Source organism: Luteimonas sp. Soil_N_1, assembly GCF_057656255.1.
In genome coordinates this window covers 1210775-1224789 of record NZ_JBDGKS010000001.1, presented here as the reverse complement: position 1 = coordinate 1224789, position 14015 = coordinate 1210775, and the positions used below count along the sequence as shown (strand labels likewise).

Below are 14015 nucleotides of genomic sequence, written 5' to 3'. Positions count from 1 at the left end.
TCCGCGACGCAGCCTTCCATGCCGCCAAGGCACCACCCCGCGGGCGCCCGTCGCTGGCCGACGGCGACTGCTCTGCTGCTGCTCGGCAGTTTCGGCATCGCTGCCGCCTGGATTCTTCTGGCCGACGCGCGCGACGCGCAGACGAGCTGGATGGCCGTCATCGCCGCATTCGATGCAGCCTGGCTGCTGCGACTGGCCCGTGCCCGGCCCGGTCTGGTCCGCGCACTCGCCGGCACCGCGGCCACCGCGCTGGCGATCGTGATCGCGAACTTCGGCATCGTCGCTTCGCAGCTCGCCCGCCCGATGGGCATGCTGCCGTGGGAGTCGTTGCTCAAACTCGGCCCGCACCATGCGTACACGCTGGCATCTCTGGCCAACGCTCCAGTCGATCTGGCCTGGCTCGGTGCCGCGCTCGTGATCGCGGCGGTGGCGTCGCGCTGAACCGCGCGACGGCTCAGTGGCCGCCGTCGAGCGCCTTGAGTTCCGCCACCAGCGCGCCAGCGGCTTCGGCGCCATCGCCATAGAGCATGCGGGTGTTGTCGGCGTAGAACAGCGCATTCTCGATGCCGGCGAAACCGGTGCCCTTGCCGCGCTTGATCACCACGACGTTCTTCGCCAGCACCACATCGAGGATGGGCATGCCGTAGATCGGACTCTGCGGGTCGGTCTTCGCAACCGGATTCACCACGTCGTTGGCACCGATCACCAGCACCACGTCGGTGTTCGGGAACTCCGGATTGACGTCGTCCATGTCGACGATCAGGTCGTAGGGCACGCCGGCCTCGGCCAGCAGCACGTTCATGTGCCCGGGCATGCGCCCGGCGACGGGATGGATCGCGAAGCGCACCTTGACGCCGCGTTCGATCAGCCGCTGGCTCAGCTCCCAGATCTTGTGCTGCGCCTGGGCCACGGCCATGCCATAGCCGGGCACGATCACCACGCGCTCCGCATACGCCATCTGCGCGGCGACATCGGCGGCCTCGATCGGTTTCTGGCTGCCTTCGATCGCCGCCGCGGTGCCGCCGGCGCTGAAGCTGGAAAACAGCACGCTGGCGATCGAGCGGTTCATCGCCTTGGCCATCAACCGCGTCAACAGCATGCCGGCCGCGCCGACCATGGTGCCGGCGATGATCAGCGCCTCGTTGCCCAGCACGTAGCCTTCGAACGCGACCGCGAGACCGGTCAGCGCGTTGTAGAGCGAGATCACGACCGGCATGTCGGCGCCGCCGATCGGCAGCGTCATCAGTACGCCCAGCGCGAGCGCCAGCACGAAGAACACCACGATCGCCGGCACGCCCAGCGCGTGCACGATCAGGCCGCCGGCGATCAGCGCACCGACGAACACCGCCAGATTGAAGAGCTGCTGGCCCGGGAACACGTAGCGCTTGTCCATGCGCCCGTCGAGCTTGGCCCAGGCGATCACCGAGCCCGACAGCGCGATCGCGCCGATCAATGCGCCCAGCACCGCGAGCACCAGCGACAACCTGGCCGGCGCGCCGCCCGCCGCCGACCAGCGCAGCAGTTCGACCGCACCGATCGCCGCCGCCGAACCGCCACCCAGGCCGTTGTAGAGCGCGACCATCTGCGGCATGTCGGTGATCGCGACCTTCTTGCCCGACACCCAGGCGAGCCCGGTGCCCAGCGCGATCGCGACCAGCATCAGACCGATGTTCGCGAGCCCCGGCACGAAGAACGTCGCCACCGTCGCCAGCACCATGCCGACGCCGGCCCACTGGATGCCCGAACGCGCGGTGCGCGGCGAGGCCATGCGCTGCAGGCCGAGCAGGAACAGCGTGGCGGCGATGAAATAGCTGGCAGCGACGAGCCACTGCAGGCCGCTCATGCGATGCGCCCCACGTGCGAGGCCATCGGAATGCTGGCGGCCCTCACTCCGGCTTCCCCGGACGGCCGGATGGCTTGAACATCTCCAGCATCCGCTCGGTCACCACATAGCCGCCGGCCGCGTTGCCGGCGCCCATCAGCACGGCGATGAAGCCGATCGCCTTCTCCAGCGTCGTGTCCGCGTGGCCGAGCACCAGCATCGCGCCGATCAGCACGATGCCGTGGATGAAGTTCGAACCCGACATCAGCGGGGTGTGCAGGATCACCGGCACCCGCGAGATGATCACGTGACCGGCGATCGCCGCCAGCATGAAGATGTACAGCGCCACGACACCATCGATCATTGCGATTCCCCGGGCCCGTCGTCCGCATCATAACCGCCGTTGAACGGCGCGCCAGCCGCGCGGCACCGCCCATGTCAACCGCGACGCGGCACGCGCGTTGACCTGTGCACACCCCCGCCACTGGCGACGACCCGACGATGGATGGCAGCCACTTTCCCGACCCGCATGCGCACATCGCGCACGGTAGGCTTGGCGACGTGACCGACACTTCTGTCGCGGCCGACGCCGCCATCCCCGTACCGCCGACGACGCTGGAAGGCTTTTTCGCCAGCGTCGAACGCCGCGCCTTCCGCTTCGCCGAACTCGGCCTCCGCCAGCGCGACGATGCGCTGGACGCGGTCCAGGACGCGATGATCAAGATGCTCGGCTATCGCGATCGACCGCCGTCGGAATGGACCCTGCTGTTCTGGACGGTGCTGCGCAGCCGGATCATCGACGTGCAGCGTCGGCGCACGTTCCGGCTGACCTGGCTCAGCGATGCGCGCATGCCGGACGGCGAAGAGATCGACTGGGCCGACGCCGGTCCGGACCCGGCCCGCAACCACGACGGGCGCGAGGCCTGGGGGCGGCTGGCCGAGGCCCTGCGGCAGCTGCCGAGGCGCCAGCGCGAAGCATTCTCGCTGCGCGTGCTCGAAGAATTCGATGTCGAAACCACCGCCCGCATCATGGGATGCGGCGAGGGCTCGGTGAAAACCCATCTGTTCCGCGCCCGCGAAGCGCTGCAGAAGCACCTGGAGGAATTCCGATGAACCGGTCTCACGACCCGCAGGACGATGCCGCGCTGCGCGCGCTCTACGTCCAGGCGCAGGACACGATCACGCCTGCGACCACCACGCGCCTGCACCGCGCACGCCATGCCGCGTCGCAGGGAACTACGCCCGCGCGTCGCGGCTGGGGCATGCCGCTGGCGACCGGATTCGCTGCAGCCTGTGCGCTCGCGATCGGCGCACGAATGCTGATGCCGGCCGCGGATGCGCCGACGGCAACGCCAGTCCTCGCGGCGGCCGAATCGGCCGCGCACATCGACGAAGGCGTCGATGAAGCCCTCGCCGGTTACGACGAATCACCCGACTTCTATCGCTGGCTCGCCGCCAACGAATCCACCCTGCTTGCCGTGGAATGACCATGTCACTGACCCGAACCGTTCTTCTCGCCGCCGCACTGCCGTTGCTGCTGCTGTGCAGCGACACCGCGCTCGCCCAGTCCACGGCGCCCGCCGCGTGGGACCAGCTCACCCCCGCGCAGCGCGAACAGCTGATCGGCCCCGTGCGCGAGCGCTGGAACAGCGCCGATGCGCGGGAGCGCGGCCGCATGCTCGAGCACGCACGACGCTGGCAGTCGATGACGCCGGCCGAACGCGCCGAAGCGCGTCACGGCATGCACAGCTGGAAACAGTTGCCGCCCGAGCAGCGCGAAGAAGCCCGCGCGCTCTACAGCAAACTGCGCACGCTGCCGGAAGCCGAGCGCGAAGCCCTGCGCGAACGCTGGAAGCAGATGACGCCCGAACAGCGCCGCCGCTGGGCCGCGGAAAATCCGGCACCGCCGCGTCGCGAATCGCGCGGCCCCTGATGACGGCGGAGCGTTATCCGCAGGATGGGTAGCGCGCAGCGAAACCCATCGCTTCCCGACTTCATGAGTCAGGACGCCAAAGACTTCAGGCCGCAGCATCTTCCGCTGCAGCGCGCACCGGCCACACCGTCTTCGCCAGCAACTCGTCGTTCCAGTCCGGTGCCAGCGCGCCATCGACGAGCAGCAGCTGGACGAAATTGAACATGTTGCGCGCGAACATCTCGCTCGCGTGCGTGGCGCCCATGGAGGCGAGATCCAGTGGCCCGGCGACGATGACGCCGCTGACGTCCACCGTCTCGCCTGGCCGCGTCGCCTCGCAGTTGCCGCCGCTCTCCGCCGCCAGATCGACGATCACGCTGCCCGGCCGCATGCCGGCAACCATCGCCGCGGTGACGATCTTCGGCGCAGGCCGCCCCGGCACCGCCGCGGTACAGACGACGACGTCGATGCCCTTGAGGTGATCACCGAGACGACGCTGCTGTTCGGCGCGCTCCTCGTCGGTCAGCGCGCGCGCATACCCACCCTCGCCCGCGGCGCTGACGCCGAGATCGAGGAAGCGTCCACCCAAAGATTCGATCTGCTCGCGCGTTTCCGGGCGCACGTCGAAGCCCTCGACCTGCGCGCCGAGACGCTTCGCGGTCGCGACCGCCTGCAGGCCTGCAACGCCGGCGCCGACGATCAGCACCTTCGACGGCCGGATCGTGCCGGCCGCGGTCGTCAGCATCGGAAAGAAGCGCGGCGCGAGTTGCGCGCCGATCAGTACCGCCTTGTAGCCGGCCATGCCGGCCTGCGAACTGAGCACGTCCATCGACTGCGCGCGCGTCGTGCGCGGCAGACGCTCGAGCGGAAACGCGATCAATCCGCGCGCGACGATCGCGTCGCCGCGCGCAGCGTCGGCTTCCGGCTGCAGCACGCCAACCAGCATCGCACCGGCGTCGAGCTGTTGCAGGCGCTCGATCTCCGGCGGTCGCACGCACAGCACCACAGCCGCGCCGGACAACGCCGCGTGCGCATCGTCGACCAGGGCCGCGCCGGCATCGGCATAGGCGTCATCGGAGAAATGGGCGGACCTGCCGAGTCCACGCTCGACGCGCACCTCGACGCCAGCCGCCACGAGCTTCTTGCAGGTCTCCGGCGTCAGCGCGACGCGCCGTTCGCCTACCGCTGTCTCACGCGCCACGCCGATCGTCACCGCCATCGACATCGTCCTCGCCTGGAGTCGATCTCATCCTAGCCCGGATCGGATCGTGCTGGCCTGCGCGGCCCGCTCCGATGCGCCGAGAAACGACGCCATCGCCAACGCCCGATCGCGGCAACAGTGGCTGCATCCCACCACTGCTGCGGGCACCGGTCGTCGAACAAGCTCGGCTCTCCAAACCGGCTGACAGCGCAGCGCTGGGACGTCGTCCACGAGGCCTGCGGGTGTGTAACCCAAATGGTCTGCACCAGTCCCGGCTCAGGCGCAGCACCACTCCGCCTCCCGAGAATCACCCGTTCAACGCCAGGTGCCGTCTTCGTGCCCCGACACCCCGGCCTGATCAGGCGATGGCGGTATCGCCCAGCACGTCATTGGCCGCGTTGAGTTGCTGCCACACCTGCTTCATGGCTTCGTCGAACGGTGCATCGACGGCACGCACGACCGCACGGCCGGCGCCGACCAGTGCGGCCAGCTCCTCCGGCGACACCACCATCCGGCGCACGCCCCGGCGGTTGACGATCAGCAGGCGATGGGTCAACGGGCTGATCCAGGCCACGCGCGCAGCGGATTCACGTCCATTGCCGTCGATCAGACGCAGGCCCTGGCCGACCCGGATCTGGCGCATGCGAGCGGCGACCGTAGGATCGAATTCCAGCGCATCGTGGCCACCCGCCAGATGGAGGTCCGGCTCCGACACGTCCTCCATTCCCTCCAGGGCGTGCGGCGCATGGACCGCCCGCGGCGTATCGGGCAATGCAAGCGCCGAGATGATGCGGGCCAGCGCATCACGCGCAGCCCCGGCGTCCATCCCGCAGCTCGAATAACAACTGGCAAGCGGGACCTGCAGAGCCAGCAGTTCGTCCGCGACGGCACTGCCCAGCGCATGGGCGGCATCGGCATCGACCTGGACCATCGCGTCACCGATGCCGATCGCCGACAGGTGGCGCTCCGACTCGGGCCCTTCGCGCAGCCAGGTCTGGGTGAGGTGGTGGCGCCAGTGCTGATCCAGGAAGAACGCGACCGCAGACGTGAGCGGCCGATCCGCCAGGCGTGAGGCGACGATGTCGTCGACACCGCGCCGGGCCTGCTGCAGGCGCTCCCGGCCGTGGATCGCCTCGGCCGCACGGCGTTCGGCGACCTCCGACCGGCGACGCTGCTGGTCCAGACGCTCACGCAACTCGCCCGCGGCAAGGTCGAACACGGCCTGATCGGTCTCGTACTCGTCGACCACGCGGTCCACCACCCGGCCGGTCTGGTCGAGCAGGTCGCGGTCCTGCGGCGTCTCGCCTGCATTGCCGTCACAGGCTTCGGTGACCGCATCCAGAAGCCGGCGCGCCGGATGGGTCCGCTGGTTGAACATCGAATCGTCGGTCAGTGCGACCTTGAGATACGGCACCACCAGCCTGCCGTAGATGTCACGCGCCTGCTGCAGCAGATCGTTGGCGTCGAACAGCGACTGGAAGAGGATCCCGATCAGATCGATCGCATCCTCGTCATCGCGGGCGAGCGGCGTCTGCTCCGGATCCACGCCGAGCTCCCGCAGTCCGCGTACCAGCTGGTCGCGGATCACGTCGGCGAGCTGCCGGCGGTCATCGCCGACCAGCGCACGCGCGAACGGCGCCGGATCGTCGCCCTGCAGCATCCGCGCGACGCTCAGCAGCTGCGACATGCTCAGCACCGCGTCGTCGCCATCGTCGGCGGGGACCGCGCCGTCGCGCTCGCGACGTTCGCGCCACTGGTGAAGCTGTTCGCGGACCAGATCCCGGTAACGCGTCTGCGCGGGCGCCGCGGCGCCTGCGGGTGCATGGCCGTGTGCGGCCAGGACGTCCATCAGACCCGAAGCCAATGGCCCGTAGTGCGGCGCCTGTCCGGCATCGCCGGTCGGGGACACGGCGGCATGTTCCACCACCCCGCCGTCGGGTATCCAGCCCGCCTGCGCGGCGTCGCTGCGTACGGTCGGCTGTTGCTGTGCGGCCGGCACGACCCGTCCGGCCTTGGCCTGCGGCTGCGCCGCGGTCCTGACGGCGGGGGTGATCGCGGCGACATCCAGCGAGGTGTTCGCACGTGCGTACACCTCGCCCAGGATCGACGGCAGCCGCTTGTCGAACTGGTTGAACACCATTGTCCGCAGGCCAGGCGGCAACTCGTCGGCCTCGAACAGGCGCATGAAGGCCTTGACCGGCACCTCGGGGCGCAGCGGATTGGCGTGGACGCCCTCGATGCCCAGCCGATTGGCCAGCACATGCAGGCGCTCGCCGAGCGCGGTCAGTGGATGCAGGAACTGATGGTCCATCAGTTCGATGATCTGCTGGGCGGCCAGATGGACTTCCAGCTCGCCTTCGGACATCAGCGACAGCGCATCGGCCGCCTGCGGCGCAGGCTGGTCGGCCAGCCACTGGTCGAATTCGCTTTCGATGGTCTTCCGGAAGCGCGTCGCCAGTTCCAGCGCGCGATGACTCAGGTCGAGTACGGCAACCCGCTCCTCCTGCGCCACCATGTAGTCGTGCCGCGCCAGGCCGGCCAGCTGGACCTGCTCTTCGATCGCACTCCAGAACCCCGACAGCAGGCCGCCAAGCGCCGTCACCGCATCATGGCGCAGCGTCTCGAGCACGCGCGCAGCATCGCGGGACGGACCTGCACGCGGAGCGGAACCGGTGCCGATGTCGTGGTGATGGGTCATTTGGAGGAGAATCGGGGGAAGGGCAGTCTGCCCCGTGCATAAGATTCCGCAACCCCGACGACAGGTCTGTGACGACATCCGCAAATTCTGAACACGGTGCCCTGACGGCACTGGACACGCGCCGCTCCGTGCCTGCCCGGCAACTGGAGGCGCCCGGCCCCGACGACGCCACCCTGTTGCGCATGCTGCGTTCGGCCTCGCGCGTGCCCGATCACGGCAAGCGCGTGCCGTTCCGCTTCCTTCGCATCGCAGGCGCCGATCGCGACGCACTCGGTGAACGGCTCGCAGCGCGCGCGCTCGAACGCGATCCCGGCATCGGCGACGGCGCCCTCGACAAGGACCGCCGTCGGTTCTCACATGCGCCGCTGGTGATCGTCGTGGTCGCGGTCCTCGATCCCGAGGACACCAAGATTCCCGAGGTGGAGCGCCTGCTGACCGCCGGCAGCGTCTGCTTCGCCCTGCTGCAGGCCGCGCAGGCACTGGGCTTCGGTGGCTCGTGGCTGTCGGGCTGGCCCGCCTACGATCCCGAAGTGCTCGCCCTGCTCGGTCTCGATGCGAACGAGCGCGTCGCCGGCTTCATCCATATCGGCACGCCGCGCATCGAAGCGCCGGAACGCGAGCGGCCGGACCCGGCTACCCTGCTGACCGACTGGCACGCACCGTGACCCTGCCGCCGCAGACGCTGCAGGCGACGCCGGCGCCGCCCACCGCGCCGCTGTACCTGGTCGACGCCAGCCTCTACGTGTTCCGCGCCTGGCATTCGATGCCCGACGAGTTCCGCGATGCGCAGGGCTGGCCGACCAATGCGGTGCACGGCTTCGCGCGCTTTCTCGCCGAGCTGGTGGAGCGGACGAATCCGCAGTACATCGCGATCGCGTTCGACGAAGCGCTCGACAGCTGTTTCCGCAACCGCATCTACCCGGCGTACAAAGCCAACCGCCCACCCGCGCCCGACGAACTGCGTCGCCAGTTCGCGCAGTGCAAGGCGCTGTGCCGCGCGCTCGGATTCGTGGTGCTGGCCGACACCGAATACGAGGCCGACGATCTGATCGGCAGCGCACTGGTCGCCGGGCGTGCCCGCGCGCATCACGGCATCATCGTGTCGGCGGACAAGGACCTGTCGCAGCTGCTCGAAGGCGCGGACGAACAATGGGACTACGCGCGCGGCGTGCGCTGGACCGCGGCCGGCGTGCGCGACCGCCACGGCGTCGAAGCACACCAGATCGCCGACTATCTCGCGCTGTGCGGCGACGCGGTCGACAACATCCCCGGCGTGCCTGGCATCGGCAGCAAGACCGCTGCCAGTCTGCTGCATCACTTCCGCACGCTCGACGCGTTGCTCGAACGCAGCGACGAGATCCAGTTCCTGCGCTTCCGCGGCGCCGGACAGGTCGGGCCGAAGCTGCGGCAACACGCCGATGCCGCGCGTCTGTACCGCCAGCTGACGACGATCGCCTGCGATGCGCCGCTCGGCGAAGGCACGACCGGATTCGCGCGTCGCAGCGGCGATGCCGCAGCGCTGCACGCACTGTGCGAAGCGCTGCGCTTCGGACCGCTGACGCGGCGTCGGCTGCACAGCGTCGCCGGCCTGGATTACGCGCCGCCCGCGATGGCCTGAGTGCGCTGTCGGTCGTCACGGCCGCGCGTTAGCATCGGCGCATGACGAATCCATCGATGCGCGAACACACCGAAGTCCTCTATCAGGGCGACTGGCTGCGGCTGGTCCGCCACGGCAAATGGGAAGCCTGCGAACGCACGCACGGCGGCAACGGCATGGCGGTGCTGGTGATCGCGGTGACGCCCGACGACGAAGTGCTGTTCGTCGAGCAGTACCGCGTGCCGCTGGGCGCCCGCACGATCGAAATGCCGGCTGGCCTGGTCGGCGATGGCGGTTCCACCGATTCGCTGGAAGACGCCGCGCGGCGTGAACTGATCGAGGAAACCGGCTGGTCCGCCGGCCGCGTCGACGTGCTGCTGACCGGCCCGACCACCGCCGGCATGAGCAACGAGCGCGTCGCTTTCGTACGTGCGCGCGAACTGACGCGGGTCGGTGACGGCGGTGGCGTCGACGACGAAGCGATCATCGTCCACACCGTGCCGCGCGCGACTGCGCCGGCGTGGCTGATGCAAAAACATGCGGAAGGCTTCGAGCTCGATCTCAAGCTCTGGGCCGGCCTGTGGATGGTCGACTTCAATCCGGATGGTTCACCCGCGGATTGATGCACCCGGCAGGCTCATGGCGCGCGGAGCGCCAGGGTCGCAAGGGCGACCGGCATCAGGCGGTTCAGTGGAGTGACCGCGTCGTCCCAGTCGTCCTCGTAGAGACCGGCGAGGCGGAAACCGGCCGCCAGTTGCCCGCCGATCTGGGCCTGCAGCGAATGCCCGAACTCCGCGGCACGTCCGCTTGCGTTCCATGCCGCACGCGCGTCGGGGCTCAAGCTGTCCGGCTCGGCGTAAGGCAGCCGGTGCCGCGCGACGCACGCACCGGTGTCCGTCGCCTCGTCATGATCGAACAGGAAGAACGCCGGATTCATGAAGCCGGCCAGCAGGCGTCCACCAGGCCGCAGCACGCGGGCGCACTCGCGCCACACCACTTCCACGTCGGGCACGAAGATGTTCGACACTGGGTGGAACACGATATCGAAGCTCGCATCCGCGAATGCCGACAAGTCCGCCATGTCGCCGCGCACACAACGCAGCGCCAGCCCGTCGCGCTCGGCGACGGCGCGGTCCTTTTCGAGTTGCACGTCCGACAGATCGAAGCTGGTGACGCGCGCCCCTGCCGCGGCCAGTACCGGCGCCTGCTGTCCGCCGCCCGATGCGAGGCACAGCAGATCACGCGCATCCAGCGCACCGAACCAGTCACGTGGCACCGTGCGGTTCGGCGTCAGGATGACGGACCAGTCGCCACGTCGCGCGGCCGCGATGACCTCGGCGTCCACCGGCATCGTCCACCCGCTGCCAGACGTCGATTCGCGATTCCAGGCCGCCCGATTGTGTTCGAGTACATCCATCGGATGGACCTCAGGCCTTCTTGACGAACTCCGTCCGCAGCACCAGGCCCTTCACCTTCTCGACATTGCATTCGATCAGGTCGGGGTCGTCGGTCAGACGGATGTTCTTGGCCAGCGTGCCGCGCTTGAGCGTGACGCTGGTGCCCTTGACCTTCAGGTCCTTGATCACGGTAACCGCATCACCGTCGGCGAGACGGGCGCCGTTGCTGTCCTTGACGACGAGTTCTTCTTCAGACATCGGAATTTCCTGTGCGCGACGGGCTGGCCGTCGCGCATCGAGATGGGAGATGACGTCGCCGCAGATCGACTGCGGCGCGTGCGTCAGGCGAAACGGTCGGTCGCGCGCACCAGCGCGTCGACGTTCTCGGCTTCGAACGCGGAGTGGCCCGAGGTCGGGGTCACGACGAGTTCGGCCTTCGGCCACACCTGGTGCAGATCGAATGCACTCTGCACCGGGCACACCACGTCGTAGCGGCCATGGACGATGACGCCGGGGATGTCGACCATGCGGTAGGCATCGCGCAGCAACTGGTCGTCGACCTCGAAGAAACCCGCGTTGGTGAAGTAGTGGTTCTCGATGCGCGCGAAGGCCAACGCGAACTGCGCGTCGGCATGGCTGTCGGCGAAATCGGCGTCGATGTGCAGGAAGCTCGTCGCGCCTTCCCACACGCTCCATGCGCGCGCGGCCGCCAGGCGGGTGGCCTCGTCGTCGCTGGTGAGGCGCTTGTGGAACGCGGCGATCAGATCACCGCGTTCACTCTCCGGAATCGCGGCGATGTACTGCTGCCAGGCTTCCGGGAACAGGCGCGAGGCGCCTTCCTGGTAAAACCACTCCAGTTCCCAGCGACGCAGCATGAAGATGCCGCGCAGGATCAGCTCGGTGACCTGGCGCGGATGCGTCTGCGCGTAGGCCAGCGCCAGCGTCGAGCCCCAGGAGCCGCCGAACACCTGCCAGCGGTCGATGCCCAGATGCGTGCGCAGCTTCTCGATGTCGGCGACGAGATCCCAGGTGCTGTTGTCGACGAGATCGGCATGCGGCGTCGAACGCCCTGCCCCGCGCTGGTCGAACAGCACGATCCGGTACTTGGCCGGGTCGTGGAAGCTGCGCATCTTCGGGCTGCAGCCGCCGCCCGGACCGCCGTGCAGCAGCACCACCGGCTTGCCCTTCGGATTGCCGCACTGCTCGTAATAGAGCGTGTGGCGGTCGTCGACGGCGAGCGTGCCGGTGTCGAAGGGTTCGATGGCGGGATAGAGCTGGCGCATGCGCGTGGATCCGGGGAAAACCGGTCCCCAGTCTATCAGCCGGCCCTTTGGAGCCCGGGCGCACGGCCCAGCGTCACGCGGTCGCGGGCTTCAAGATCGCGCTCGGTCGCGACCTCGACGAGGCCCGCCTGATTGAACAGCGCGCGTACCGCCGCGCCCTGCGCGAGGCCGTGTTCGATCAGCAGCCAGCCGCCCGGCGCGAGGTGCGCAAGCGCACCCGCGGCGAGAACGCGGATCGCGTCCAGACCATCGGCACCCGACGACAGCGCCGAAGGGGGTTCGAAGCGCAGATCGCCCTGCGCCAGATGCGGGTCGGCATCTTCGATGTAAGGCGGATTGCTCGCGACTACGTCGAATCGGGCGCCGGCCAACGGTGCATACCAGTCGCCGTGGGCGAAACGCACGCTCGACACCTCCAGCGCCTGCGCATTCGCACGGGCGACTGCGAGTGCGTCGACGCTGGCATCGGTCGCCAACACCGCGGCGTCGGGTCGTTCGCGTGCGATCGCCAGAGCGATCGCGCCGCTTCCGGTGCCGAGATCCGCGAGTCGCGCGTCCTTTGCAGGCAGCCGCGCCAGCGCCAGCTCGACCAGCAGTTCGGTTTCCGGCCGCGGAATCAGCGTCGCCGGCGTCACCGCCAGATCCAGCCCAAAGAAGCCGCGCACACCGGTGAGATAGGCGACCGGCTCACCCGCGGCGCGGCGCGTGACCAGCGATTCGAAACGTGCAGCTACGCCGTCGGGCGCGGGATCGCGTGCATGCGCGTACAGCCAGGTCTGCGATCGGCCGGCGGCGTGCGCGAGCAGCCAGCGCGCGTCGGTCGCGTCGATGCGGCCGGCGGCGTCGCGCAGCAATGCATCCAGCGCGGGACTTCGATTCGTAATCATGACTTCACATCGTAGCCGGCCCCCGGCCGGGCATGGTGTCGCACCTCGAGGAGATCACCGATGCGCCGTTCAATCCACGCCTGTGTTGCCGCCACGCTCGCCCTGCTGGTCTCGGGCTGTCAGAGCGCGTTCTTCGGCTTCGTCAATCGCGACAGCACACAGCCGGATGCCACTGCGGTCTACGACACCACGCGCGGTCTGGCGCTCGACATCTACCGTCCGCAACACGCAGCGCCCGATACGCCGGTGGTGCTGTTCTTCTACGGCGGCTCCTGGCAGTACGGCACGCGCGCGCAATACCGGTTCGTCGGCAGCCGCCTGGCGCAGAACGGTGTGGTGGCGATCGTCGCGGATTACCGCACCTGGCCGGCCGCCGGCTTCCCGGCCTTCATGGGCGATGCCGCGCACGCGGTGCGCTGGACCGTTGACCACGCGGCCGAATACGGCGGCGACCCGAAGCGTGTGTTCATCGCAGGCCATTCGGCGGGCGCGCAGATCGCTGCGCTGCTGGGCACGGACGCGGGGCACCTCGCTGCGGTCGATCTGAAGCCCAGGGATCTGGCCGGCGTGATCGGCCTGTCGGGCCCCTACGACTTCGTCATCAGCGGCAAGCTCGAGGAGATCTTCGGCCCGCGCAGCCAGTGGCCCGAGGCCATGGCGGTGCGGTTCGTCGACGGCGACGAGCCGCCGTTCCTGCTGATCCACGGCGACGGCGACCGCACGGTCGATGTCGGCAACAGCCGCAAGCTGGACTTCGCGCTGCGTCGCAAGGGCGTGGACTCGACGCTGGAGATCATCTCGGGCGGCAACCACTTCGTCACCGCCGCCGCGTTCTATGACCCGGAGCGCGCGCCCGAGGTGCTGCCGGCGATCCGGACGTTCATCGGTCTGGATCCGACCGAAGCCGAATAACAGACAAAATGAAGGCGGCCGAAGCCGCCTTCAAAAATTCCGTGGACGTGTGGGAGGGAGGTACGGACACGGAACCCGGTACGCAGCCCCGGAGGGCCGCTGGCGCCGCGTGAAACCGCTGCGCGACGCCTGTTGACCCGATATTGCTGCAGCGCAACAGCGATTGCAAGCCCCTGTGGAACCGTTTCCCGCCGTCAATTCCTGAACGGAAATCGATAGCCCAAGACTATCGATTGAATTCCTATAATCGATTTCCCATATCGATAGGCGCCGCCTACTCTATGCGCAGCCGGATTCGCCGGCCGC

The 14015-nt window shown here is 68.7% G+C and carries 15 protein-coding genes and 1 pseudogene; 8 read left to right on the top strand and 8 right to left on the bottom strand.

Annotation, left to right across the window (positions count from 1 at the left end; all coding sequences use genetic code 11):
• The first annotated feature begins 18 nt into the window (after window positions 1-18).
• Window positions 19-441: a hypothetical protein gene (locus AC3A4E_RS05590; RefSeq protein ID WP_487630545.1), complete on the top strand. Its 423-nt coding sequence runs from the start codon at window positions 19-21 to the stop codon at window positions 439-441.
• A gap of 13 nt (window positions 442-454) precedes the next feature.
• Here the strand turns inward: AC3A4E_RS05590 and AC3A4E_RS05585 are convergent, their stop codons facing one another.
• Both AC3A4E_RS05585 and AC3A4E_RS05580 read right to left on the bottom strand, forming a co-directional pair.
• Window positions 455-1843, bottom strand: coding sequence for an NAD(P)(+) transhydrogenase (Re/Si-specific) subunit beta (locus AC3A4E_RS05585; protein WP_232148000.1), 1389 nt, complete (start codon window positions 1841-1843; stop codon window positions 455-457).
• A 43-nt stretch (window positions 1844-1886) separates the two neighbouring features.
• Window positions 1887-2186 carry an NAD(P) transhydrogenase subunit alpha part 2 gene (locus AC3A4E_RS05580; protein WP_232115306.1) on the bottom strand — a complete coding sequence of 100 codons (300 nt, stop codon included), beginning with the start codon at window positions 2184-2186 and terminating at the stop codon, window positions 1887-1889.
• 137 nt (window positions 2187-2323) lie between these two features.
• Here AC3A4E_RS05580 and AC3A4E_RS05575 point away from each other — a divergent pair, with 137 nt between their 5' ends.
• From AC3A4E_RS05575 to AC3A4E_RS05565, 3 genes are read left to right on the top strand one after another with little or no spacing between them, the layout of a single operon-like run.
• A complete protein-coding gene (locus AC3A4E_RS05575; protein ID WP_487630544.1) occupies window positions 2324-2935 on the top strand; it encodes an RNA polymerase sigma factor in 612 nt (203 codons plus the stop codon).
• Window positions 2932-3309 (top strand): hypothetical protein, encoded by a 378-nt coding sequence (locus AC3A4E_RS05570; protein WP_487630543.1) that lies wholly within the window; start codon window positions 2932-2934, stop codon window positions 3307-3309. Before AC3A4E_RS05575 ends, AC3A4E_RS05570 begins: the two co-directional genes overlap by 4 nt.
• Window positions 3306-3755: a DUF3106 domain-containing protein gene (locus AC3A4E_RS05565; RefSeq protein WP_487630542.1), complete on the top strand. Its 450-nt coding sequence runs from the start codon at window positions 3306-3308 to the stop codon at window positions 3753-3755. Before AC3A4E_RS05570 ends, AC3A4E_RS05565 begins: the two co-directional genes overlap by 4 nt.
• 85 nt (window positions 3756-3840) lie before the next feature.
• Here the strand turns inward: AC3A4E_RS05565 and AC3A4E_RS05560 are convergent, their stop codons facing one another.
• The gene (locus tag AC3A4E_RS05560; protein ID WP_487630541.1) at window positions 3841-4953 is read right to left on the bottom strand and encodes an NAD(P) transhydrogenase subunit alpha; all 1113 of its coding nucleotides are present in this window, start codon (window positions 4951-4953) and stop codon (window positions 3841-3843) included.
• A 340-nt stretch (window positions 4954-5293) separates the two neighbouring features.
• Window positions 5294-7633 (bottom strand): DUF1631 family protein, encoded by a 2340-nt coding sequence (locus AC3A4E_RS05555; RefSeq protein ID WP_487630540.1) that lies wholly within the window; start codon window positions 7631-7633, stop codon window positions 5294-5296.
• A 68-nt stretch (window positions 7634-7701) separates the two neighbouring features.
• On the opposite strand from AC3A4E_RS05555, the gene AC3A4E_RS05550 reads away from it, so the two are divergent.
• Genes AC3A4E_RS05550 through AC3A4E_RS05540 form a run of 3 tightly spaced genes read left to right on the top strand, consistent with a single transcriptional unit; the run spans window position 7702 to window position 9853 of the window.
• Window positions 7702-8298: a nitroreductase family protein gene (locus AC3A4E_RS05550; RefSeq protein ID WP_487630539.1), complete on the top strand. Its 597-nt coding sequence runs from the start codon at window positions 7702-7704 to the stop codon at window positions 8296-8298.
• Window positions 8295-9251: a 5'-3' exonuclease gene (locus tag AC3A4E_RS05545; RefSeq protein WP_487630538.1), complete on the top strand. Its 957-nt coding sequence runs from the start codon at window positions 8295-8297 to the stop codon at window positions 9249-9251. Before AC3A4E_RS05550 ends, AC3A4E_RS05545 begins: the two co-directional genes overlap by 4 nt.
• Before the next feature lie 41 nt (window positions 9252-9292).
• Window positions 9293-9853, top strand: coding sequence for an NUDIX hydrolase (locus AC3A4E_RS05540; protein ID WP_487630537.1), 561 nt, complete (start codon window positions 9293-9295; stop codon window positions 9851-9853).
• Window positions 9854-9867: 14 nt separating this feature from the next.
• Here the strand turns inward: AC3A4E_RS05540 and AC3A4E_RS05535 are convergent, their stop codons facing one another.
• The 4 genes and pseudogenes from AC3A4E_RS05535 to prmC form a co-directional block, all read right to left on the bottom strand.
• Window positions 9868-10647, bottom strand: a complete 780-nt coding sequence (locus AC3A4E_RS05535) for a class I SAM-dependent methyltransferase (RefSeq protein WP_487630536.1) — start codon at window positions 10645-10647, stop codon at window positions 9868-9870.
• A gap of 10 nt (window positions 10648-10657) precedes the next feature.
• Window positions 10658-10867, bottom strand: a pseudogene (locus AC3A4E_RS05530) (alkylphosphonate utilization protein); the annotation flags it as partial.
• Window positions 10868-10968: 101 nt separating this feature from the next.
• Entirely contained in the window at window positions 10969-11910 is a 942-nt protein-coding gene (gene pip, locus AC3A4E_RS05525) for a prolyl aminopeptidase (protein WP_232134420.1), read from the bottom strand.
• Between the two features lie 35 nt (window positions 11911-11945).
• A complete protein-coding gene (gene prmC, locus AC3A4E_RS05520) occupies window positions 11946-12797 on the bottom strand; it encodes a peptide chain release factor N(5)-glutamine methyltransferase (RefSeq protein ID WP_487630535.1) in 852 nt (283 codons plus the stop codon).
• 60 nt (window positions 12798-12857) lie between these two features.
• On the opposite strand from prmC, the gene AC3A4E_RS05515 reads away from it, so the two are divergent.
• On the top strand, window positions 12858-13709 hold the full coding sequence (locus tag AC3A4E_RS05515; protein ID WP_487630534.1) for an alpha/beta hydrolase: 852 nt from the start codon (window positions 12858-12860) through the stop codon (window positions 13707-13709).
• The last annotated feature ends 306 nt before the right edge of the window (window positions 13710-14015 follow it).

Excerpts from the sequence above, each read along its gene's own strand:
- AC3A4E_RS05565 (WP_487630542.1), top strand. The coding sequence starts at position 3,306 with ATGACCATGTCACTGACCCGAACCGTTCTTCTCGCCGCCGCACTGCCG.
- pip (WP_232134420.1), bottom strand. The coding sequence starts at position 11,910 with ATGCGCCAGCTCTATCCCGCCATCGAACCCTTCGACACCGGCACGCTC.
- AC3A4E_RS05515 (WP_487630534.1), top strand. The coding sequence starts at position 12,858 with ATGCGCCGTTCAATCCACGCCTGTGTTGCCGCCACGCTCGCCCTGCTG.
- prmC (WP_487630535.1), bottom strand. The coding sequence starts at position 12,797 with ATGATTACGAATCGAAGTCCCGCGCTGGATGCATTGCTGCGCGACGCC.
- AC3A4E_RS05570 (WP_487630543.1), top strand. The coding sequence starts at position 2,932 with ATGAACCGGTCTCACGACCCGCAGGACGATGCCGCGCTGCGCGCGCTC.
- AC3A4E_RS05540 (WP_487630537.1), top strand. The coding sequence starts at position 9,293 with ATGACGAATCCATCGATGCGCGAACACACCGAAGTCCTCTATCAGGGC.
- AC3A4E_RS05585 (WP_232148000.1), bottom strand. The coding sequence starts at position 1,843 with ATGAGCGGCCTGCAGTGGCTCGTCGCTGCCAGCTATTTCATCGCCGCC.
- AC3A4E_RS05590 (WP_487630545.1), top strand. The coding sequence starts at position 19 with ATGCCGCCAAGGCACCACCCCGCGGGCGCCCGTCGCTGGCCGACGGCG.
- AC3A4E_RS05555 (WP_487630540.1), bottom strand. The coding sequence starts at position 7,633 with ATGACCCATCACCACGACATCGGCACCGGTTCCGCTCCGCGTGCAGGT.
- AC3A4E_RS05560 (WP_487630541.1), bottom strand. The coding sequence starts at position 4,953 with ATGGCGGTGACGATCGGCGTGGCGCGTGAGACAGCGGTAGGCGAACGG.
- AC3A4E_RS05535 (WP_487630536.1), bottom strand. The coding sequence starts at position 10,647 with ATGGATGTACTCGAACACAATCGGGCGGCCTGGAATCGCGAATCGACG.
- AC3A4E_RS05575 (WP_487630544.1), top strand. The coding sequence starts at position 2,324 with ATGGATGGCAGCCACTTTCCCGACCCGCATGCGCACATCGCGCACGGT.
- AC3A4E_RS05580 (WP_232115306.1), bottom strand. The coding sequence starts at position 2,186 with ATGATCGATGGTGTCGTGGCGCTGTACATCTTCATGCTGGCGGCGATC.